At 72.0% G+C, this 21,493-nt stretch carries 18 protein-coding genes; 17 read left to right on the top strand and 1 reads right to left on the bottom strand.

Annotation, left to right across the window (positions count from 1 at the left end; genetic code table 11):
* Window positions 1–177 precede the first annotated feature (177 nt).
* The 16 genes from N865_RS14780 (at window position 178) to N865_RS14705 (ending at window position 19,351) form a co-directional block, all read left to right on the top strand.
* Entirely contained in the window at window positions 178–573 is a 396-nt protein-coding gene (locus tag N865_RS14780) for a DUF3499 domain-containing protein (protein ID WP_034807463.1), read from the top strand.
* Between the two features lie 16 nt (window positions 574–589).
* Window positions 590–2,080, top strand: coding sequence for a phosphomannomutase/phosphoglucomutase (locus tag N865_RS14775; protein WP_051510631.1), 1,491 nt, complete (start codon window positions 590–592; stop codon window positions 2,078–2,080).
* Entirely contained in the window at window positions 2,077–2,271 is a 195-nt protein-coding gene (locus N865_RS14770; RefSeq protein WP_034807461.1) for a Trm112 family protein, read from the top strand. The genes N865_RS14775 and N865_RS14770 overlap by 4 nt, the downstream gene beginning before the upstream one ends.
* Entirely contained in the window at window positions 2,231–3,502 is a 1,272-nt protein-coding gene (locus N865_RS14765) for an SIS domain-containing protein (RefSeq protein ID WP_245603779.1), read from the top strand. The genes N865_RS14770 and N865_RS14765 overlap by 41 nt, the downstream gene beginning before the upstream one ends.
* Window positions 3,503–3,585: 83 nt before the next feature.
* Window positions 3,586–4,968 (top strand): mycothione reductase, encoded by a 1,383-nt coding sequence (locus N865_RS14760; RefSeq protein ID WP_034807458.1) that lies wholly within the window; start codon window positions 3,586–3,588, stop codon window positions 4,966–4,968.
* 70 nt (window positions 4,969–5,038) lie between these two features.
* Window positions 5,039–5,971, top strand: coding sequence for a DUF808 domain-containing protein (locus N865_RS14755; RefSeq protein ID WP_034807455.1), 933 nt, complete (start codon window positions 5,039–5,041; stop codon window positions 5,969–5,971).
* Window positions 5,972–6,087: 116 nt separating this feature from the next.
* Window positions 6,088–7,524: an adenosylhomocysteinase gene (ahcY, locus tag N865_RS14750; protein ID WP_034807452.1), complete on the top strand. Its 1,437-nt coding sequence runs from the start codon at window positions 6,088–6,090 to the stop codon at window positions 7,522–7,524.
* A 209-nt stretch (window positions 7,525–7,733) separates the two neighbouring features.
* A complete protein-coding gene (locus N865_RS14745) occupies window positions 7,734–8,279 on the top strand; it encodes a hypothetical protein (RefSeq protein WP_211244909.1) in 546 nt (181 codons plus the stop codon).
* Window positions 8,280–8,410: 131 nt separating this feature from the next.
* Window positions 8,411–9,088, top strand: a complete 678-nt coding sequence (gene mtrA / locus N865_RS14740; RefSeq protein WP_034807449.1) for an MtrAB system response regulator MtrA — start codon at window positions 8,411–8,413, stop codon at window positions 9,086–9,088.
* A 1-nt stretch (window position 9,089) separates the two neighbouring features.
* On the top strand, window positions 9,090–10,985 hold the full coding sequence (gene mtrB, locus N865_RS14735) for an MtrAB system histidine kinase MtrB (protein ID WP_245603776.1): 1,896 nt from the start codon (window positions 9,090–9,092) through the stop codon (window positions 10,983–10,985).
* A complete protein-coding gene (locus tag N865_RS14730) occupies window positions 10,982–12,802 on the top strand; it encodes an LpqB family beta-propeller domain-containing protein (protein WP_034807446.1) in 1,821 nt (606 codons plus the stop codon). The genes mtrB and N865_RS14730 overlap by 4 nt, the downstream gene beginning before the upstream one ends.
* Before the next feature lie 132 nt (window positions 12,803–12,934).
* Window positions 12,935–13,696 carry a ComF family protein gene (locus N865_RS14725; RefSeq protein ID WP_157557715.1) on the top strand — a complete coding sequence of 254 codons (762 nt, stop codon included), beginning with the start codon at window positions 12,935–12,937 and terminating at the stop codon, window positions 13,694–13,696.
* Window positions 13,697–13,920: 224 nt separating this feature from the next.
* Window positions 13,921–14,556, top strand: a complete 636-nt coding sequence (gene hpf / locus N865_RS14720; protein ID WP_034807443.1) for a ribosome hibernation-promoting factor, HPF/YfiA family — start codon at window positions 13,921–13,923, stop codon at window positions 14,554–14,556.
* Window positions 14,557–14,673: 117 nt separating this feature from the next.
* On the top strand, window positions 14,674–15,366 hold the full coding sequence (locus N865_RS14715; protein WP_034807439.1) for a response regulator: 693 nt from the start codon (window positions 14,674–14,676) through the stop codon (window positions 15,364–15,366).
* The gene (locus N865_RS14710) at window positions 15,363–16,637 is read left to right on the top strand and encodes a winged helix-turn-helix domain-containing protein (protein ID WP_084328260.1); all 1,275 of its coding nucleotides are present in this window, start codon (window positions 15,363–15,365) and stop codon (window positions 16,635–16,637) included. The genes N865_RS14715 and N865_RS14710 overlap by 4 nt, the downstream gene beginning before the upstream one ends.
* A 323-nt stretch (window positions 16,638–16,960) precedes the next feature.
* Complete coding sequence (locus N865_RS14705) at window positions 16,961–19,351, top strand: ATP-binding cassette domain-containing protein (RefSeq protein WP_034807437.1); 2,391 nt, start codon at window positions 16,961–16,963, stop codon at window positions 19,349–19,351.
* A 7-nt stretch (window positions 19,352–19,358) separates the two neighbouring features.
* Here the strand turns inward: N865_RS14705 and N865_RS21890 are convergent, their stop codons facing one another.
* Window positions 19,359–20,033, bottom strand: coding sequence for an ArsR/SmtB family transcription factor (locus N865_RS21890; protein ID WP_051510627.1), 675 nt, complete (start codon window positions 20,031–20,033; stop codon window positions 19,359–19,361).
* 65 nt (window positions 20,034–20,098) lie between these two features.
* Between N865_RS21890 and N865_RS14695 the strand changes: the two genes are divergently transcribed.
* Window positions 20,099–21,421 (top strand): MFS transporter, encoded by a 1,323-nt coding sequence (locus N865_RS14695; protein WP_034807435.1) that lies wholly within the window; start codon window positions 20,099–20,101, stop codon window positions 21,419–21,421.
* Window positions 21,422–21,493: the final 72 nt, after the last annotated feature.

Raw genomic sequence — 21,493 nt, 5'->3', positions numbered from 1 at the left:
CGGCACCACCTTAGATCGGAGGGCGACGGCCGGACCCCCGCGGCGCCGTCTCGACGCCCGCGCGCCGTCCGTGCGCCCGTCCGTGCGCCCGTCCGTGCGCCCGTCCGTGCGCCCGTCCGTGCGCGTGACGGCGTGGTGATTCGGCGACGTCGGACCTGCGGGCTAGAGTCCACGAACGTGGGTCTCACTCGTGGTTGCTCGAAGACGGGGTGCGCGCGCCCGGCGGTCGCGACACTCACCTACGCGTATGCCGACCGGGCCGTCGTGCTCGGCCCCCTGGCCACGTACGCCGAGCCGCACACCTACGACCTGTGCCGCGAGCACGCCGAGCGCCTGACCGCCCCGCGCGGCTGGGACGTCGTTCGCCTCGGTGGTGAGTACCCCGAGCCGACCCTCGCGGGCGACGACCTCCTGGCCCTGGCCGACGCCGTGCGCGAGGCCGGCCGGCCCCGGCCGACCCGACCCTCCGACGACCGGGAGGACCCCCCGCGCGGGCAGCCCGTCGCCGAGGTCGAGTCCGGCGCGGGCCAGGCCGCCCGCCGTGGACACCTGCGCATCCTCAGGGACACGTGACGGCTAGGGTCGTCCCGTGCCAAAGCTCTCCGACTTCGTCAAGGCCTACGACGTGCGGGGTCTCGTCCCCGAGCAGTTGTCGCCCGCCGTCGCCCGTGCCATCGGCGCGGCCTTCGCCGAGATCATCGCCCTGCCCGACGGTCACGACGGCGTCGTCATCGGCCATGACATGCGCCCGAGCTCGCCCGAGCTGTCCGCGGCCTTCGCCGACGGGGTGACCTCCCGCGGTGTCGACGTCACCCTCATCGGGCTGTGCTCGACCGACGGCCTCTACTACGCGAGCGGGGCCCTCGACCTGCCGGGGGCGATGTTCACCGCAAGCCACAACCCGGCGAGCTACAACGGCATCAAGCTGTGCCGTTCCGCGGCCCGACCGGTCGGTCAGGACACGGGACTGGCCGAGATCCGCGACCTCGCCCAGTGGCTGCTCGACGGGGGCAGCGGCCTCTACGCGCCGACGCGGGGCCCCGGGGCGCTCCACGTGCGTGACCTCCTCGGCGACTACGCCCGGTTCCTGCGCGAGCTCGTCGACCTCTCCGGCTGCCGGCCGCTCAAGGTCGTCGTCGACGCCGGCAACGGCATGGGGGGCCACACGGTCCCGGCGGTCCTCGGCACCGCCGCCGGGCTCCCGGAGCTCCCGCTCGAGATCGTCCCGCTCTACTTCGAGCTCGACGGCAGCTTCCCCAACCACGAGGCCAACCCGCTCGACCCGGCCAACCTCGTCGACCTGCAGGCCGCCGTCGTGGAGCACGGCGCCGACCTCGGCCTCGCCTTCGACGGCGATGCCGACCGCTGCTTCGTCGTCGACGCCGCGGGCGAGCCCGTCTCGCCGAGCGCCATCACGGGGCTCGTCGCGGCGCGCGAGATCGCCCGTGCGCGGGCGGGGGGAGACACCGACGTCGCCATCGTCCACAACGTCATCTCGAGCGCCGCGGTCGCCGAGGTCGTCCGCGAGCTCGACGCGACGCCGGTGCGGACGCGCGTGGGCCACTCGTTCATCAAGGCCGAGATGGCCCGGGTCGATGCGGTGTTCGGCGGTGAGCACTCGGCCCACTACTACTTCCGCGACTTCTGGTTCGCCGACACCGGGATGCTCGCCGCGATGCACGTCCTCGCGGCCCTCGGCGAGCAGGCCGGCACCCTCGCCTCGCTCACGGCGCAGTACGAGCGGTATGCCGCGTCGGGCGAGATCAACTCGACCGTGACCGACCGGGCGGGCATCGTCGACCGCATCCGCGCCTGGGCCCAGGTGCGCGGCGCCGACACCGACGAGCTGGACGGCCTGACGATCACGAGCCCGGAGGGGTCCTCGGCCTGGTGGTTCAACGTCCGCGCGTCCAACACCGAACCCCTGCTCCGACTCAATGTGGAGGCATCCCACCGTGAGACGATGGAGCGCGTCCGCGACGAGATCCTCGACCTGATCCGGTCCGACGCAGACGCGGACCAGGAGACCGGTCCCGACCATGGGCCGGACGCCGGCCACGACGGAGGAGCAGCACAGTGAGCCAGACCCCTCAGACCATCGAGCCGTGGCTGCGTGAGATCCTCCGCTGCCCGCAGTGCAAGGGCGTGCTCGCCGACGCGCACGGCCCCTCCGGGGCCGAGCTCCAGTGCGCTGCCTGCTCGCTGGGCTACCCCATCGAGAGCGGTGTCCCTGTTCTGCTCGTCGACCTCGCCCGCCGACTCGACGCCTGACCCGACGACGACCGTGTTCGACGAGGCGCGGCTCGACGACCAGGACACCCTCGAGCGTCTCGACCGCAGCGGCACGCTCCGGGCCCTCGCCGGTGCCGGCGCCCAGGTTCGGCGGGCGGTCCACGCGGCCGACGAGGCCGGGCTCTCGCGGCTCGAAGGGCTCGAGCCGCGCGGGGTCGTCGTCGCTGCCGCCGGCGGCTCCACGGCCGTCGCCGACCTGCTCGACGCCGCGACGCGCGGAGCAGCGGCGATCCCCGTCCAGGGCTGCTCCTCCGGACCACTGCCCGGCTGGGTCGGTGCCCTCGACCTCGTGGTCGCCGTGTCTCAGTCCGGTCGGGCTTCCGGCACGCTGGGCCTCGCGGCCGAGGCCGCCCGTCGGGGTGCCACTCTGCTGACGGTCGGCGCGCCCGACTCGCCCTTGGCCGAGGTGTCGGCGCGGGCTCGCGGCATCCACGTGCCGATCACCGTCCCGGGGGCGTCGTCACGGACGTCGATGTGGGCACAGGCGACCCCGGTCCTCCTCGCCGCCGACGTGCTCCGCCTCGCTCCGGTCAGCCATGCGATCCTGGCGTCGCTCGCAGACGTCCTCGACGATCGTGCGCAGGAGGCCAGGCCTTCCTCGGAGTCCTTCGTCAACCCGGCCAAGGTGCTCGCCGTCGAGGTCGCCGAGTCGGTGCCGATCGTCCTCGGCTCCGGCTGGTTCGGCGGGGTCGCCGCACGTCGGGCCGCCGCGATGTTCGGGCGAACGGGCCGGGTCCCCGTCGCGTCAGGCGTGCTACCCGATGCGGCGAGCCAGATCGTCGCGTGCTTCGACGGCACGCTCGCCGCGGGAGAGGCCGCCGGTCAGGCCGGCGACGACATCTTCATCGACCCGTTCCTCGACGGGCCGATGCGGGCGCCGCTCCGGCTCATCATGCTGCGCGGCGCGTCCGCGCCGACCGGTGGTGCCGGTGCCGGGCGAAGCGACGAAGCCGGCGACGAGCCGCAGCCCCAGGTGCCGGCGTCGCCCGACGACCTCGACCGGTCGCTCGTGGACATGATCGTCTCGGTCGCCGAGGACGCGGGGGTCCGGGTCTCCCTCGTCGACGCCGTCGCACCCGAGCCCCTCCTGCGGCTCGCCTCCCATGTGGCGCTCACCGACTTCGCCGCGACCTACCTCGCGCTCGGCCAGGGCTTCGACCCGGCCACCTCTCCGCACGTGCGCCTCCTGCGCAAGGCCCGGCACGCCTGAGGCGACCCCGGGCCGGGCGCCCCGCGCTGGGAGCGGCAGGGCCGCCCGGTCCGGCCCGACCGGCGCGTCATAGGCTGCCCCGTGTGACGGAGCACTACGACCTCGCCATCATCGGGACCGGGTCGGGCAACTCGCTCGTGACCCCCGACTTCGACGACCGGCGAGTGGCCGTCATCGAGTCCGGCACCTTCGGCGGTACCTGCCTCAACGTCGGTTGCATCCCGACGAAGATGTTCGTCTACGCCGCCGAGGTCGCCGACGGGATCCGCTCGGCCGCGCGCTACGGCGTCGACGCCACCGTCGACGGTGTCCGATGGGCCGACATCCGCGACCGCATCTTCGGGCGCATCGACCCCATCGCCGAGAGCGGGAAACGGTGGCGGGTCGACGGCCCCAACACGACCGCCTACCTCGGACGGGCCCGGTTCACCGGCGACCGGCGGCTCACGGTCGACCTCAACGACGGCGGCACCGCGCTGCTGGCCGCGGACCAGGTCGTCGTCGCGACGGGCGCCCACCCGATGGTTCCCGACGTCGTCACCGAGTCCGGCGTCCCGTTCCACACCTCCGACACGATCATGCGGATCGACGAGGTCCCCGAGCGCCTCCTCATCATCGGTGGCGGCTTCATCGCCGTCGAGATGGCGCACGTGTTCTCCTCGCTGGGGTCCAGGGTGACGATCCTCGCCCGGGGTGACCTGCTCCTTCGCCACCTCGACACGGAGATCGCGCGCCGGTTCACCGACGTCGCCCGGGGGCGCTGGGACGTGCGGACCATGGCGACGGCCCGCTCGCTGACCGAGCAGGACGGGACGATCCGCGCCGACCTCCTCGGCGGCGGGTCGGCCGAGGGCGACCTCCTGCTCGTGGCGACCGGTCGCCACCCCAACACCGCCGGCATCGGGCTCGAGCTCGCGGGCGTCGACCTCCACCCCGACGGGCGCATCGTCGTCGACGAGCACGGACGGACGACCGCTTCCGGGGTCTGGTCGCTGGGCGATGTGAGCTCGCCCTACCAGCTCAAGCACGTCGCCAACGCCGAGGCGCGCGTCGTCGCGCACAACCTCGTCCATCCCGACGACCTGCGCTCCTTCCCCCACGAGCACGTGCCCTCGGGTGTCTTCAGCCACCCGCAGGTCGCCACCATCGGACTGACCGAGCAGCAGTGCGTGGCCCGGGGGCTGCGGCACGTCACGAAGGTCCAGGCCTACGGCGACACGGCCTACGGGTGGGCCATGGAGGACACGACGAGCGTGTGCAAGGTCATCGCCGACCCCGCGACCGGACTGCTTCTCGGGGCGCACGTCCTCGGGCCCGACGCGACGACCCTCATCCAGCCGCTCATCCAGGCCATCTCGATCGGGACGCCGGCCCACACGGTGGCTCGTGGGCAGTACTGGATCCACCCGGCGCTCGCCGAGGTCGTCGAGAACGCCTTGCTGGGCCTCGATCTCGACCAGCCCTGACGGTTCCGGGGTCGCCCGCCGGCCCGGACGCTGGGAGAAACCTGAGCCCCGGCCACCTACGATGTGGACCATGGCAGGTGGACTGGTCGCGCTCCTCGATGACATCGCAGCTCTCGTCAAGCTCGCGGCCGCCTCCGTCGACGACGTCGGCGCCGCCGCCGCACGAGCCAGCGTCAAGGCGACCGGCGTCGTCGTCGACGACACGGCCGTCACGCCGCGCTACGTCCAGGGCCTCGAGCCCGAGCGCGAGCTGCCGATCATCAAGCGGATCGCCTTCGGGTCGCTGCGCAACAAGCTGCTCATCATCCTCCCGGTGGCCATGCTGCTCAGCCAGTTCCTCCCGTGGCTGCTGACCCCGATCCTCATGGTCGGCGGCGCCTACCTGTGCTACGAGGGGGCCGAGAAGATCTGGGAGGCGGTCTCCGGCCATGGCGCGGACGAGGAGCCGGCGGCCGTCGACGGCTCGCAGGAGGATGCCGTCGTGTCCGGGGCCATCCGCACCGACTTCATCCTCTCGGCCGAGATCATGGTCATCGCCCTCAACGAGGTCGAGAACGAGCCGTTCCTCTCGCGCGGCATCATCCTCGTCTTCGTCGCCCTCGTGATCACCGCGCTCGTCTACGGCGTCGTCGGGCTCATCGTCAAGATGGACGACATCGGCCTTCGGCTCGCGCAGCGCGACTCGGGTCTCTCGCAGCGGGTCGGCCGCGGCCTGGTCAAGGGTATGCCGGTCCTGCTCGAGGTCCTGTCCGTCGTCGGCATCGCAGCGATGCTCTGGGTGGGTGGCCACATCCTCCTCGTCGGCATCGACGAGCTCGGCTGGCACGCGCCCTATGACCTCGTGCACCACCTCGAGGAGGCCGTGCACGGGGTCGCGGGCGTCGGTGGCGTCCTCGGCTGGCTCGTCAACACCCTCGCTTCCGCACTCCTCGGCCTCGTCGTCGGTGCGGTCATCGTTGCGGTCATGCACGTGCTCCCGCGCCGGAAGGCCGCCGCGCACTGAGCCGAGTGCCCCGAACCGGTAGACTGGTCCACCGCCGGCGTGGGTGATGACCCGCCACATGAGCCCAGAGGGGCGCGCCGGGTCTGCACACCGACAATCCGAGGAAGAGATCCCGCATGTCCTTTGACTTCAAGGTGGCCGACCTGAGCCTCGCCGAGGCCGGCCGACACCAGCTCCGACTCGCCGAGCACGAGATGCCCGGCCTCATGGCGATCCGCGAGGAGTTCCGCGCGGCCCAGCCGCTCAAGGGCGCCCGCATCGCCGGCTCGCTCCACATGACCGTCCAGACGGCCGTCCTCATCGAGACGCTGACGGCGCTCGGCGCCGAGGTCCGCTGGGCCTCCTGCAACATCTACTCGACCCAGAACGAGGCGGCCGCCGCGGTCGTCGTCGGCCCGAACGGCACGCCGGAGGACCCACAGGGCGTCCCGGTCTTCGCCTGGAAGGGCGAGACGCTGGAGGAGTACTGGTGGTGCACCGACCAGATCCTCACCTGGCCGGGTGGCGAGGGCCCCAACATGATCCTCGACGACGGCGGCGACGCGACGATGCTCGTGCACAAGGGCGTCGAGTGGGAGAAGGCCGGTCAGGTCCCGCCCACGACCGACGAGGACTCCGAGGAGTTCGGCGTCTTCAAGGAGCTCGTGCGCCGGACGACGGCTGCCGACCCGCAGAAGTGGACGACCGTCTCGGCCGGCATCAAGGGCGTCACCGAGGAGACGACGACCGGCGTCCACCGCCTCTACCAGCTCGCCGAGGCCGGTGAGCTGCTCTTCCCGGCCATCAACGTCAACGACGCGGTCACCAAGAGCAAGTTCGACAACACGTACGGCTGCCGCCACTCGCTCATCGACGGGCTCAACCGGGCCACCGATGTCCTCATCGGCGGCAAGGTCGCGGTCGTCGCGGGCTACGGCGACGTGGGCAAGGGCTGCGCCGAGTCGCTCCGCGGGCAGGGCGCCCGCGTCATCGTCACCGAGATCGACCCGATCTGCGCCCTCCAGGCCGCGATGGAGGGCTTCCAGGTCGCCCGCATGGAGGACGTCGTCGAGACGGCCGACATCTTCATCACGACCACGGGCTGCAAGGACGTCATCACGGCCGAGCACATGACGCAGATGAAGAACAAGGCGATCGTCGCCAACATCGGCCACTTCGACAACGAGATCGACATGGCCGGCCTCGGCCGCGTCCCCGGCGTCACGAAGACCGAGATCAAGCCGCAGGTCCACGAGTGGACCTTCACGTCGGGCAGCAGCATCATCGTCCTGTCCGAGGGCCGCCTGATGAACCTCGGCAACGCGACCGGCCACCCGAGCTTCGTCATGAGCAACAGCTTCAGCAACCAGACGATCGCCCAGATCGAGCTGTTCACGAAGCCGGGCGAGTACGCCAACGAGGTCTACACCCTGCCCAAGGTCCTCGACGAGAAGGTCGCCCGCCTCCACCTCGAGGCGCTCGGCGTCCGGCTCACCGAGCTGACGAAGGGTCAGGCCGAGTACCTCGGCGTCGACGTCGCCGGCCCCTACAAGCCGGACCACTACCGCTACTGACAGCGGAGCCGCCGTTCGCGTCCCCGCACCGGCACGACGTATGCCGCCCTCCCGCGCTCGGGAGGGCGGCATACGTCCGTCTGGGGCCGTGACGGACCGGCGGGGGATCGGTCGGGCGCTCGTGGCAGGATGGCAGGACGACTGGTGAAGGCGGACCCGAAGGGCCGCCCGACGAGACCGACGACGCTGACCGACGACCTGGGGACACCATGAAAACGCTGAGGATGGGCGCGATCGCGCTCGCGCTCGCCGCCGCGCTCGCCGGGTGCAGCAAGGCCGACCCGGCCGCCGACCCCTCAGGGGCCGGTTCCGGCCTCACCTCGAGCACGGCCCCCGCCGACGGTGGGTCGAGCAGCGCGGCCACTCCGACGGGCGGCTCGTCGGGTGCAGCGACCGGTACCCCGACCGCAGCGGCTCCAGCGGACCAGTCGACCCCCGAGGCCGCCATGACCGCGTGGCTCAACGCGATGGTGGGCGGGGACGGCCAAGGGGTCTGTTCCGTCATGGCGACGCGGGGCAAGGCCTTCTCGAGCATCCCCGGCGCCTCGGCGTCGTGCATCAAGACCATCACGCCGCTGCTCGACCAGCTCAAGGAGCTCAAGTCGGCCTTCGAGGGGCTGACGATCTCCGGTGCGACGGTCAGCGGCGCGAATGCCACCTTCGAGAGCGTAACGACCGAGCCGGCCGTCGCGGCCGAGGTCGTGTCGAGCTTCAAGGCCGTCAAGATCGGCGGTAAGTGGTACATCACGCAGTGAGGGGGTGACCCTGCGCGACCCTCCGAGACTCCCCGCGTGCGCTCGACGAACGGGCCCATGGCCTGCGTGTGTGATGATTTGGCGAAGACGTGGTGGTCCGTGCGGATCGCGGGCCGCGGAGGGAGTGTGTGGTGAAGGGTCGGGTTCTGGTCGTCGACGACGACCTCGCGCTCGCAGAGATGCTCGGGATCGTGCTGCGCAACGAGGGGCTCGACGTGACTCACGTCGCCGACGGCGCCGAGGCGGTGGGCGCGTTCCGTGAGTCGAGGCCCGACCTCGTGCTCCTCGACGTCATGCTCCCCGGGCTCGACGGGATGGAGGTGTGCCGTCGGATCCGAGCCGAGAGCGGCGTGCCGATCGTCATGCTGACGGCACGCACCGACACCGTCGACGTCGTCGTCGGGCTCGAGTCCGGTGCCGACGACTACGTCGTCAAGCCCTTCAAGCCCCAGGAGCTCATCGCCCGCGTCCGCGCCCGGCTGCGCCGCGGCGATGAGCCCGCCCCCGAGAAGCTCACGATCGGCGACCTCGAGATCGACGTCGCCGGCCACTCCGTCAAGCGGGACGGCCGGGCCCTCTCCCTCACGCCGCTCGAGTTCGACCTGCTCGTCGCGCTCGCCCGCAAGCCGTGGCAGGTCTTCACCCGCGAGGTCCTCCTCGAGCAGGTCTGGGGCTACCGCCACGCGGGTGACACCCGTCTCGTCAACGTCCACGTCCAGCGCCTGCGCTCCAAGATCGAGCACGACCCCGAGCACCCCGAGATCGTTGTGACCGTCCGAGGCGTCGGCTACAAGGCCGGTCCGTCCTGACATGAGCGGTCCGCTCGTCGACGACGCGCGCCGCGGCCTCGCCTCCCGGGCCGGGGTGACGCTGGCTCGGTGGTGGCGGCGCGTCCTGCATCTCTGGCGCTCCTCCCTCGGCTTCCGCGTCGTCGTCGTCACGATGCTCCTCGGCATCCTCGTCCTCACGGCCGTTGGGACCTACCGCTACGGCTCGATCGCCCAGGGTCTCGTCGACGGCCGCCAGCGCATCGCCGCTGACGACAGCCTCCGTGACGCGACGGATGCGCAGAAGCAGTTCGACTTCACGGACAAGACCACCTCGCAGGCCGACCTGACGCAGACCGCGACCGACCTCGTCAACAAGTACCGCCGTGACGCGGGCAACGAGGTCCGCTACGTCGTGCTCACCCGGCTCGACACCAACACGGCTCCCGTCGTCATCGGCCCGATCGAGAGCGGCGTCGTCGGCGTCCGGTTCATCCCCGACGAGCTGCGCGCGCAGGTGGCCGCGGCGCCCGACCGACAGCACATCCAGGTCGCGACGATCAGCGAGAACGCCGACGAGATCTCGGCCGTCATCGTCGGGCAGAAGGTGACGCTTCCCGTTGCCGGGGACTACGGCCTCTACTTCATCTACCCGATGCACCGCGAGCGCGAGATCATCAGCCTCATCGGCCGGACATTCCTCTTCGGCGGGGCCGTGCTGATCCTTCTCGTCGGGGCCATCGCCTTCGTCGTGACGCGACTCGTCGCCGACCCCGTCAGGCGCGCCGCCCTTGTCGCCGAGCGCTTCGCCGAGGGCAATCTCAACGAGCGGATGCGCTCCAAGGGCGAGGACGATCTCGCGCGACTCGGGCACTCGTTCAACGCGATGGCCGCCTCGATCCAGCAGCAGATCGCCCAGCTCGAGAACCTGTCTCGAGTCCAGCAGCGCTTCGTCTCCGACGTGTCGCACGAGCTGCGCACCCCGCTCACGACGATCCGCATGGCCGGCGACCTCATCCACGACTCGCGCGCCGAGTTCGAGCCGACCGTCGCGCGCTCGGCCGAGCTGCTCCACAACGAGCTCGACCGCTTCGAGGCGCTGCTCACAGACCTCCTCGAGATCTCGCGCTTCGATGCGGGTGCCGCGGTGCTCGAGATCGAGGCGACGGACCTGCGCGCGTGCGTCGACCGTGCCGTCGACGCCCACCGCACCCTCGCCGCCCGCAAGGGCACCCAGCTGGTGGTCACCGAGCCCCCCGGACCGGTCATCGCCGAGATGGACTCGCGCCGGATCGAGCGGATCCTTCGCAACCTCGTCTCGAATGCGATCGAGCACGGCGAGGGGCATCCGGTCGAGGTGACCCTCGGCTCCAACGACTCCGCGGTGGCGGTCACGGTGCGCGACCACGGCGTCGGGTTGCGCCCCGGTGAGGCCGCGCTGGTCTTCACGCGGTTCTGGCGGGCCGACCCCGCCCGTGCCCGGACGACCGGCGGGACCGGGCTGGGCCTCGCCATCTCCCTCGAGGACGCGCGCCTCCATGCCGGGCGCCTCGAGGCCTGGGGTGCGCCGGGGGAGGGCTCGTGCTTCCGGCTCACGCTGCCCCGTACTGCTGACACCGCAATCGTCTCCTCGCCGCTGCCGCTCAGCCCCCTGCTGGCGGAGGCCGAGCGAGCCAAGGCTGAAGGAGCGGAGGCCGTGGCCGGCCTCGACCGGACGCCGAGTCCCGTGCTGGCGGCGGTCGACGAGGCGGCCGGAACGAGGACCCCGAGCGCGCCGGGGATCACGAGCGCGCCGGGGATCACGAGCGCGCCGGGGATCACGAGCGCGCCGAGCGCCGACGGCGGCGCCGGAGTCGCCCAGACGCCGGGGCCAGCCATCGGCTCCGCCACGGTCGATCCGCACCGGGCTCCGGCCGGCTGGACGGAGCGTGGCGGATGAGGTGGCGCGCAGCCGTCGTCGCGGCACTCGCGGCACTGACGCTGGGGGCCTGCCAGGGGCTCCCCGGCTCCGGACCCGTCGTCGAGGGTCGCCGCCTCGGCGAGCCGATCAACGAGCCCGCGCCGCTCGTCGGCGCCCAGGGGCCCGTCGACGGTGCGAGCGAGGAGGCGATCGTCCGGGGCTTCATCCGCGCTGGGGAGGACAGCGACGAGACGCGGCAGGCCGGCAAGTCCTTCCTCGCTCCCCAGTCGGTCGACCTCTGGCAGTGGACGCTCCACGACGTCGTCGTCTATGACGGCGACGGCAACGTCACCTTGCGCCGGCTCGGCCCGGAATCGATCGAGGTGACGGCCGTCGCCGTCGCGACGGTGTCACCCGACGGCCGCTATCGCGAGCTCCCCGCCGGGACGAAGGTCCGGACGACCTTCGGGCTGACCAAGGTGGGCGGGCAATGGCGCATCGAGCTGCCGGCGAGCGGGTTCGGTCTCTGGCTCGACACCAACGCCTTCGACCGGCTCTACACCAACCGGTTCATCTACTACGTCACCCCGGCCGGCCGGACGCTCGTGCCCGACTCGCGGTGGTTCCCCAACGGCTCGCGGTTCGCGACGACACTCGCCCGGGCGCAGCTCGGTCCCGTCCCCGACTACCTCGCGGGGGCCGTCGTCACCGGGGTGCCGAGCAACACCAAGCTCGCGGTCAACGCGGTCCCGATCGACGGTGGGACGGCGCAGGTCAACCTCAGCGCGCGGGCTCGCGATGCCGACCCCGACGACCGGACGGCGATGTGGGCCCAGCTGACCGCCACGCTCTCCCAGCTGCCGTCCGTCACCTCCGTGGCCCTGGCCGCCGAGGGTACGAGCCTCGACCTGCCGGGCGGAGACTCGTCGGCCTCCTCGGCGAGCGCCCTCGGCTTCGACGTGGAGCCGTCGAGGGTGTTCGCCTACGCACTGCGCCGGCGCGGTGACACCCTGACCGCGATGGATCCCCGGGAACTGCCCGACAGCTCCGGACCGAAGCGCCAGACGATCGGCGCCGCGCAGCAGCCGTTCGCGACGCGGATCCCCCAGGGCTGGGTCAGGCTGGCCCTCTCGACCGACTCGACCGTCATCGCGGCGGTGGGCGGCGACTTCAAGGAGCTGTCGCTCTGGAGGGGCACGGCCCCGATCGTGCTCGTCCCGTCCTTCGCGACGTCGCTGACGCGCCCGACGTTCGACAGCTCGGGCTACCTGTGGGTCGGCGGGGCCGACTCGTCCGGCGCCCACCATGTCTTCGTCCTCGACACCGGCCAGGGTGCCGTGCGCCGGGTCCCGAAGGCGCTCGCGACCCCGTGGCTCAAGGACCGCAGGATCGTGAGCCTCGCGCTCGCTCCCGACGGGGCCCGCATCCTCATGGTGACGACGAACCGGCAGGGGGGTGACGTCCAGCTCGGGCTCAGCGGGATCGTCCGCGCCCCAAACGGTGAGCCCATCGCCCTCGCGGCCCCACTCCGGCAGGCCGACCCGCTGACCTTCATCAGTGATGTGCTCTGGCTCAGCGGCACGACGTATGCCGTCCTCGGCCGCGTCGACCCGGCGGAGGCCGTCCGCCCGTGGGTGGGCACGATCGGCGGGGGGCTCGACGGCATACGCCGGCGGGGCAACTCCGACCCGGAGGACAGCCGTCTCGCCTCGGTCGCCGACGCGTCCTCGTTGACGACGATCGACGGGGCTCGCGGGCTCGTCGTGCTGACCTCCGGCGGGAGGGTGCTCGTCCGGGCGGGCGCGACGTGGCGGAAGACCGACGAGGCGACGGACCTGCTGGTCCCGGGGCGCTGAGGGCGGCGACGCCGAGGCCGGCACCGGGCCGTAGGACCGCGGTCGTCCACATCCCTCGCCGCGCTTCTCCCTCGTCCACACGGGAGGCACCGGTGGCTCCCCGCTCGACCCGGCGTCCGGTGGGCTGCACGGATGGTCCTGAGTCACCTGCTCGACCTCGTTCTCCCGCTCGAGTGCGCCGCCTGCCGACGCCCGGGCACGCGCTGGTGCCCCCGGTGCGCGCGCGCCCTGGACGCATTGGCTCTTGCCGGACCCGAGCGCCCCGGCGCGGTCCGGGTCCGGCCCGACCCTGTGCCGACCGGGCTGCCGCCCGTCCACGCGTGGGGCGCGTACTCCGTCCCGCTGAGCACGGCCATCAGGGTGTGGAAGGACGGCGGGAGGCGTGATCTCGATGTCCTGCTGGCCGGGCGGCTCGCAGTGTCGATCGCGGCGTCCCTGTCGGCCGCGGAGCGTCTCCGCGGGTGGTCCAGCGGCCCGGTCCTCGTGGTTCCGGCCCCGTCGTCACGGGCGTCCCAGAGGCTCCGGGGCGACATCCCGCTCGAGGGGGTTGCGCGCCTCGTCGCGGCCGGGGGCGCACCCCACCGGAGCCGGCCCCTTCGCGTCGTCCCTGCCCTCGTCCACACTCGTCGGGTCGACGACCAGTCTGGGCTCGGCATGCTGGGCCGGCGCGCCAACGTCGACGGAGCGATGACGGTGAAGTCCCTGTGCCACAACGTGGTCCGGGGGCGACGCTGCATCCTCGTCGACGACGTCATGACAACCGGGAGCACGATGGCCGAGGCCTCCCGGGCCCTGCGCGAGGCCGGGGCGGCAGACGTCCTCGGGGCGACGGTCGCGGCCACCCGACGTCGTCCGGTGGACCATCGCACGGGTGGCGAGAGGGGCCGAGTGTGACGTTTCCGTCGGTTCGCGGGATGCCTTCCCACGACCCAGTCGGCCCAGTAGTGTCGAAGTATGAACCCCCCGCCCAGAGGGGATCCGGCGACCTCAGGTTCGCCGGCCCGCGGGGCGAGATCGAGCGGAAGGGGTGGTGCCCACGCGACAAGCGGGCCTCTCCCGGGCCCGAACCCCATTCGGCACTGTGTGCACCTCACACCCTGCGCGATCTAGGAGGAACTGTGGAGATCGTCGTCACTGGACGCCATGTCCAGATACCCGACCGATTCCGAGAGCAGCTCGACGAGCGACTGGCCAAGGTGCCGTCTCTCGCGCCCAAGGTCCACCGCGTCGACGTCGTCGTCACGCACGAGAAGGTGGCCAAGGGCTCCGAGCGAGTCGAGATCACCTGCCACGCCAAGGGCCCGGTCATCCGGGCCGAGGCCAGCCAGGACGACAAGTTCGCCGCGCTCGACGCGGCCGTCGACAAGCTCATGGACCGTCTCCGGCGGGTGCACGACAAGCGGCGCGTCAGCCGCGGACGACGACTCCCAGAGTCGGTGGCCCAGGCGACGGCCCGGGTCGACGCCTCGAGCAACGGCTCGGTCGTCGAGCCGGCCGAGCCGCCGGCCGAGACGAGCGACCTCGACCGCTTCGGCGCCGTCGGCAACTCGCCGATCGAGGTGCGCGAGAAGGTCCACTCGGCCGCGCCGATGACTCTCGAGGAGGCCATCAACCAGATGGAGCTCGTCGGCCACGACTTCTTCCTCTTCCACGACTCCGAGACCGACCGGCCGAGCGTCGTCTACCGGCGCCGGGGCTGGAGCTACGGGGTGCTCCACCTCGAGACCGAAACCGACATCGCCGCCACGGGCTGATCCCCCTGTAGGTCCGAGACGGCGAGATCGCCGGGGCGTCCCCGCTGAGGGGACGCCCCGGCGTGGTTCTCGGGCGGTGCGCCGGTCACTGTCACCGATCTTTGCCAAGATGGGCCGGTGACCGAGCACCCCATCGACGTGATCCGCGTCCTCATCGTCGACGACCACGCGCTCTACCGGCGGGGGCTGCAGACCGTGCTCGCCACGGAGGAGGGCATCGAGGTCGTCGGGGAGGCGGCCGACGGGGTCGAGGCGGTCGACCAGGCCGAGGAGACCCTCCCCGACGTCATCGTCATGGACGTCGGCATGCCCAAGCGGGGCGGCATCGAGGCGTGCCGCGTCATCAAGCAGCAGGTCCCGTCGGTGCGGATCCTCATGCTGACGAGCTCCGACGACGAGAACAACCTCTTCGAGGCCGTCCGGGCCGGCGCCAACGGCTACCTGCTCAAGGACGTCCCCCCCGAGGAGGTGGCGGCCGGCATCCGCGCGCTCTACCACGGGCAGGCGCTCATCTCACCACTCATGGCGTCCAAGCTCCTCACGGAGTTCACGCTCATCAGCGAGCGCGCGAGCGCACCCTCCCCGCCCACCCCGGGCCTCGAGCTGCCTCGCCTGACCCAGCGTGAGCTCGACATCCTCAAGCTGGTCGCGCGGGGGAGGCTCAACCGCGAGATCGCGACGGAGCTGTTCATCTCCGAGAACACCGTGCGCAACCACATCCGCAACATCCTCGACAAGCTGCAGATGCACTCGCGGATGGAGGCGGCGATGTATGCCGTCCGCCAGCGGCTCATCGAGCCAGGCGAATGACGGCGTCCGTGCGCGGCCTGACCCGGGGTCAGGCCAGGCGGGTGGCGATCGCGGCCCAGGGCTTCCTCGACCCGCGGCCCGAGCCGTTCGGGGCGACGATGCGCCACGTGCAGCGCGTCATCGACCGCGTCGGGGTCGTGCAGATCGACAGCGTCAACGTCGTGGCGCGAAGCCAGTACCTCCCCTTCTTCTCCCGGCTCGGGCCCTACGACACCGCCCTGCTCGACCGGGCGCGCGACCGGGCGCCGCGCCGCCTCGTCGAGTACTGGGCCCACGAGGCGAGCCTCATCCCGCCCTCGACGTGGCCGCTGCTCGACCACCGGATGCGTCAGGCGGAGACGAAGGCATGGGGTGGGATGCGCCGCGTCCTGGCCGAGAAGCCCGAGCTCGTCGAGTCGGTCTTCGCCGAGGTCGTCGCCCGGGGCCCGCTCACGGCGCGGCAGGTCGAGACCGCGCTCGCCCACGACGTCCCCCGGATGAAGGACCACTGGGGCTGGAACTGGTCCGAGGTCAAGGACTGCCTCGAGTACCTCTTCTGGGCCGGGCGGATCAGCTCGGCGGGGCGGACCTCCCAGTTCGAGAGGCGGTATGCCGCTCTCGAGGTCACGCCGCCGCCTGCCTTCCGCGACGCCTGGGTCAACCGCCCCGGGCCCGAGCACGACCCGGACCGCTACCTCGAGCTCGTCCGGATCGCCGCCCGGGCCCACGGGGTCGGCACGGAGCGCTGTCTCGCCGACTACTTCCGGATCGGCCGCGCGCACGCCCGTCCGGCCATCGAGCGACTCGTCGCCGACGGCGAGCTCATTCCCGTCTCGGTGCCCGGTTGGCAGCCGGCCTGGCTGCACGCCGAGGCCCGCATCCCTCGTCGGGTCCATGCCGAGGCGCTGCTCAGCCCGTTCGACTCGCTCGTCTGGCAGCGCGACCGGATCCACGCGCTCTGGGACTTCCACTACCGGATCGAGATCTACACGCCGGCCCATCGGAGGGTCCACGGCTACTACGTCCTGCCTTTCCTCCATGGCGAGGCCCTCGTCGCGCGGTGCGACCTCAAGGCCGACCGCGCCGCCGGGGTGCTTCGATGCCACCGTGTGACGTGGCAGCCGGGGGCGCCGATGGAGGCGCGTGCCGCGCTCCACCGCAACCTCGACTCCATGGCCGACTGGCTGGGGCTCGACGGTGTCCTCGTGTCCGCCCAGGCAGAGACGGGTGACGGCGGCGGGGGAGCGGATCGATCAGGAACGGAGAAGCCCGCATCTGCGGCCCGCGGTTAGCGTGACAGCCACCGACATGACCACCCGAGGAGCGATATGCCCCAGCCCCGGTCCCGCGCCCAGAGTCGATGTGACACCGAGCAGCGGCTCGCCCACGACGTCGACCTCTGGGTGAGCACGGCCTCGCCGGACGGAGCGTGGCGACCGCTTCGCCGCACGCACGGGCTTCGACCCGTGCGACCTCGGCACGACGTACCGTTGGTTCCTCGTCTCCCCGCGCCGCATCCAGGCCTGGCGCGAGGAGAACGAGCTCGACGACCGCGAGCTGATGCGCGGCGGCCGCTGGTTGGCCTGAGCCGGCCGGCCCGAGAGATGGAGGCACGATGAGCACCGCCACGAAGACGGCCGCATCGACGGCCGTGCAGCGCCCGGCCGACGGCCACGATCTCATCCGGGTCGTCGGCGCGCGGGTCAACAACCTCAAGGACGTCAGCGTCGAGCTGCCCAAGCGGCGGCTCACCGTGTTCACGGGGGTCTCCGGCTCGGGCAAGAGCTCGCTCGTCTTCGCGACGATCGCGGCCGAGTCGCAGCGACTCATCAACGAGACCTACAGCGCGTTCGTCCAGGGCTTCATGCCCTCGCTCGCGCGGCCCGACGTGGACCTGCTCGAGGGGCTGACGACGGCGATCATCGTCGACCAGGAGCGGATGGGCGCCAACCCGCGCTCGACCGTCGGGACGGCGACCGACGCGAACGCGATGCTCCGGATCCTCTTCAGCCGCCTCGGCACGCCGCACATCGGGCCGCCCACGGCGTTCGCCTTCAACGTGCCGACCCGGGTCGCGAGCGGGGTCATGAAGACCGACCGGGGCAGCCACACGGAGACCTCGGTGGTGCGCGAGGCCGTCTACCAAGGCGGTATGTGCCCGCGGTGCGAGGGGATGGGGTCGGTCAACGACTTCGACCTCACCGCGATCTACGACGAGAGCAAGTCGCTGTCGGAGGGGGCGCTGCTCGTCCCCGGCTACAGCATGGACGGGTGGTACGGCCGCATCTTCGCCGGTGCAGGTCTGCCGATGGACAAGCCGATCGGGAAGTTCACCGACAAGCAGCGGGAGAAGCTGCTCCACGGCCAGCCGGAGCGGATCAAGGTCGAGGGCGTCAACCTCACCTACGAGGGCGTGCTCAGCAAGATCCAGAAGTCGATGCTGTCCAAGGACCTCGACGCGATGCAGCCGCACGTGCGCCGGTTCGTCGAGCGGGCGGTCACCTTCACGACGTGCCCCGACTGCGACGGCACCCGCCTGTCCAAGGAGGCGCTGTCGTCGAGGATCCGGGGCAAGAACATCGCCGACCTGTGCTCCATGCAGATCACGGACCTCGCCGAGTGGCTGCGGGGGATGGAGGAGCCGTCGGTCGCGCCACTGCTCAAGGGCCTGCAGCACCTGCTCGACTCCTTCGCCGAGATCGGCCTCGGCTACCTGTCGCTGGAGCGGCCGGCGGGCACCCTCTCGGGCGGCGAGGCGCAGCGCACGAAGATGATCCGCCACCTCGGCTCGTCCCTGACCGACGTCACCTATGTCTTCGACGAGCCGAGCATCGGCCTGCACCCCCACGACATCCAGCGGATGAACGCGCTGCTGGCCCAGCTCCGCGACAAGGGCAACACCGTCCTCGTCGTCGAGCACAAGCCGGAGATGATCTCCATCGCGGACCACGTCGTCGACCTCGGGCCTGGCGCCGGCAGCGGCGGCGGTCGGGTCGTCTACGAGGGCACCGTGGAGGGGCTGCGCGCCAGCGACACGGTCACCGGGCACCACCTCGACGACCGGATCATCCTCAAGGAGACCGTGCGCGAGGCGAAGGGCGCTCTGGAGATCCGCGGCGCCTCCACCCACAACCTGCGCGACGTCGACGTCGACCTCCCGCTCGGGGTCCTCTGTGTCGTCACCGGCGTCGCCGGCTCGGGCAAGAGCTCGCTCGTCCACGGCTCCGTCGAAGGGCGCGACGGCGTCGTCGTCGTCGACCAGGGGGCCATCCGGGGCTCGCGCCGGAGCAACCCGGCCACCTACACCGGCCTGCTCGAGCCCATCCGCAAGGCGTTCGCCAAGGCCAACGGCGTCAAGCCCGCCCTCTTCAGCTCCAACTCCGAGGGCGCCTGCCCGGCATGCAACGGCGCCGGCGTCATCTACACCGAGCTCGGCGTCATGGCGACCGTCGAGTCGACGTGTGAGGAGTGCGAGGGCCGGCGCTTCCAGGCGGCGGTGCTCGGCTATGAGCTCGGTGGCCGCAACATCGCCGACGTGCTCGACCTGTCGGTGGACGAGGCGCTCGGCTTCTTCGCCGACGGCGAGGCCCGCACGCCGGCGGCGCACAAGATCCTCGAGCGCCTGGCCGACGTCGGCCTCGGTTACCTCACGCTCGGCCAGCCGCTCACGACCCTCTCCGGCGGCGAGCGGCAGCGGCTCAAGCTCGCGACCCACCTCGGCGAGCAGGGCGGCGTCTACGTCCTCGACGAGCCGACGACGGGCCTGCACCTGGCCGACGTCGACCAGCTGCTCGGCCTGCTCGACCGGCTCGTCGACTCGGGCAAGTCGGTGGTCGTCATCGAGCACCACCAGGCGGTCATGGCCCACGCAGACTGGATCATCGACCTCGGACCGGGCGCCGGCCATGACGGCGGCCGCGTTGTCTTCGAGGGAACGCCTGCCGATCTCGTCGCCGCCCGCTCGACCCTGACCGGGGAGCACCTGGCCGCCTACGTCGGGGCCTGACGACGCGCTATCCGTCCCGGCCGACCTCGGCGCCGACCTCCGCGCCGGCGTCCCGGACGGCGTCCCGGTCGGCGTCCCCGTCGGCGGCGCGGGCGCCGTCCAGCAGGCTCACGCCCTCGTTGGGGACGAACGAGACGAGCAGGGTGTGCCTCCGGGCTCCTTCCGGGTGTGAGCGCGTCGAGCGGGTCCGGTCGAAGTCGGCGAGCAGCTCCTCGAGGCGGTCCCGGATCATCTCGACCTCGTCCCGCGTGAGCCAGAAGTCGCGGCGCCCGAGGCCGATGTAGCTGCCCCAGGGGTCCGGCGGCTGGCCCTGGTGTGCCTCGAGCCGGTCGATCAGGTCGGTGATCTCGAGCCCGACGATCGACTGGGTCGCGATCGTCCCGACCTCGTCGCCGGGTGCCGGGTTGAGTCCGATCGAGTCGGCGCCGATCCGCCACGGCCGCTCCCGCCCGTCGCCGGTCGCCTCGGCGCGCTCGGCCAGCCCGTACTTCTCGAGCTGGCGCAGGTGGTGGCTGACGGCCGACGGAGACATCCCGACGAGCGTGGCGGCCTCGGTGGCGGTGATGACCTCGCCGGCGGCGAGCAGGCGTATGAGCCGCTGTCGCGCCGGGTGGGCGAGAGCCTTCAGGGCGCGTGGGTCGGTGATGGTGACCTGCCTGCGCGCTCCCTGCTCCGTCGCCATGACGCTCATCGTAGGCGCGGAAAGGGGCTTGACGGCCGCATTTGTGAAGCATTACCTTCACAGTTATGAAGCAAACCCTTCACGAATCCACGTCTCCTTCGCTCTGGGCGGTCCGCGACCTCCGCATCGCCCTTCCGGCCCGGGCCCTGTCCGTCATGGGCGACACGATCACCGTGGCCGTCCTCGCGCTCGCGGTATCGGAGAGTGGGGATGCCAGTCGCCTCACCGCTCTCTTCATGGCCTTCGGCGCGCCGATCCTGCTGCTGGCGGGCGTCGCCGGGCGCCTGGCCGACCGCTACGACTCGCGCCGGGTCCTCGTCGCCGGTGGGCTGCTCCAGGCGGCCGCCTCGCTCGGCCTCGTGGTCGGACCCGACCTCGGCTCGACCTCCGGCTTCGCTGTGACGCTCGCCCTCGTCGCGGTCCTTCAAGCGGGCCAGGCGGTCACCGGCCCCGCCTGGTCGGCCTTGGTGCCCCGCATCGTCGGCGACGAGCTCGTCGGCCGCGCGATCGGGCTGCAGATGGCGCTGTCCGGCGTGGGAGGCCTCATCGGCATGGCCGTCGGCGGGCTGCTCTTCGACGCGGTCGGCTATCACGGGGCGCTCCTCGTCGACACGGCGACGTTCGTCGTCCTCGTCGCCGCGGGCTGGGCGGTCCGCGCGAGGCGTATGCCGCTGTCCCCGGCCCCGCACCAGACCCCCTCGGCGGGGGGCGGGCTCGCCTACGTGCGCCGGGATGCGGTGCTGCGCCTGCTCCTGCCGGCGCTGCTGGTCGTCGTGCTGGCCGGTGAGGGTGTCAACGTCGTCGAGCCACTCCTCGTCACCCACGTGCTCGGTGGCAGTGGGACCGCCTTCGGCTGGGCCGGCGCGGCGTTCGCCGCCGGGACCATCGCCGGCTCGCTCCTCGGCGGGCGCTTCGACGCCGATGCGCGCCGGCTCACGGGTGCCTCGGTCGCCATCCTCGTGATGGGGCTCGGCGTCGCCGCCACCGGCCGGATCGGCAGCCTGTGGATGCTCTTCCCCCTCGGCGCCCTCCTCGGCTGCGCGAACGGTGTCGTCAACGCCCTCGTCTCGGTCCTCGCCCTGGGCCGGACGCTCGAGTCCTGGCGCGGACGGGTCATGGCGGTCCTCAACGGCGCGGCGCGGGGTGCCTCGATACTCGCCCTCGCCCTCGGCGGGGCCCTCGGTACACAGCTCGGCCCGCGCGGCACCTTCATCACGCTGGGCCTGCTCCTGCTCGCCGTTGCGCCCGCCGTCCTCGTGGCCCGCCGTGGCCTCGCGAGTGCGCCGGGCGGCATACCGGAGGGGCCCGTCCCGAGCCCGGCGGGCGCAGGGGAACTCCACGTGGCCGGTGGCGCGTTGGTCGAGGAGCCACAGGGACGGCTAGCCTAGGCGGGTCCCGTGACGAAGCACGGGCGACGGCGCCCACCCTCGGGCGGGTCCACACGAATTCGGGAGTGAGAT

Source organism: Intrasporangium oryzae NRRL B-24470 (genome assembly GCF_000576595.1).
Taxonomy (GTDB): domain Bacteria; phylum Actinomycetota; class Actinomycetes; order Actinomycetales; family Dermatophilaceae; genus Intrasporangium_C; species Intrasporangium_C oryzae.
This window is presented reverse-complemented; position numbering and strand designations above follow the sequence as displayed.

Bases quoted from the DNA above. Each gene is read 5' to 3' on its own strand.
- N865_RS14755 (WP_034807455.1), top strand. From the start codon at position 5,039: ATGGCAGGTGGACTGGTCGCGCTCCTCGATGACATCGCAGCTCTCGTC.
- ahcY (WP_034807452.1), top strand. From the start codon at position 6,088: ATGTCCTTTGACTTCAAGGTGGCCGACCTGAGCCTCGCCGAGGCCGGC.
- N865_RS14745 (WP_211244909.1), top strand. From the start codon at position 7,734: ATGAAAACGCTGAGGATGGGCGCGATCGCGCTCGCGCTCGCCGCCGCG.
- mtrB (WP_245603776.1), top strand. From the start codon at position 9,090: ATGAGCGGTCCGCTCGTCGACGACGCGCGCCGCGGCCTCGCCTCCCGG.
- N865_RS14730 (WP_034807446.1), top strand. From the start codon at position 10,982: ATGAGGTGGCGCGCAGCCGTCGTCGCGGCACTCGCGGCACTGACGCTG.
- N865_RS14725 (WP_157557715.1), top strand. From the start codon at position 12,935: ATGGTCCTGAGTCACCTGCTCGACCTCGTTCTCCCGCTCGAGTGCGCC.
- N865_RS14710 (WP_084328260.1), top strand. From the start codon at position 15,363: ATGACGGCGTCCGTGCGCGGCCTGACCCGGGGTCAGGCCAGGCGGGTG.
- N865_RS14705 (WP_034807437.1), top strand. From the start codon at position 16,961: ATGAGCACCGCCACGAAGACGGCCGCATCGACGGCCGTGCAGCGCCCG.
- N865_RS21890 (WP_051510627.1), bottom strand. From the start codon at position 20,033: ATGGCGACGGAGCAGGGAGCGCGCAGGCAGGTCACCATCACCGACCCA.
- N865_RS14695 (WP_034807435.1), top strand. From the start codon at position 20,099: ATGAAGCAAACCCTTCACGAATCCACGTCTCCTTCGCTCTGGGCGGTC.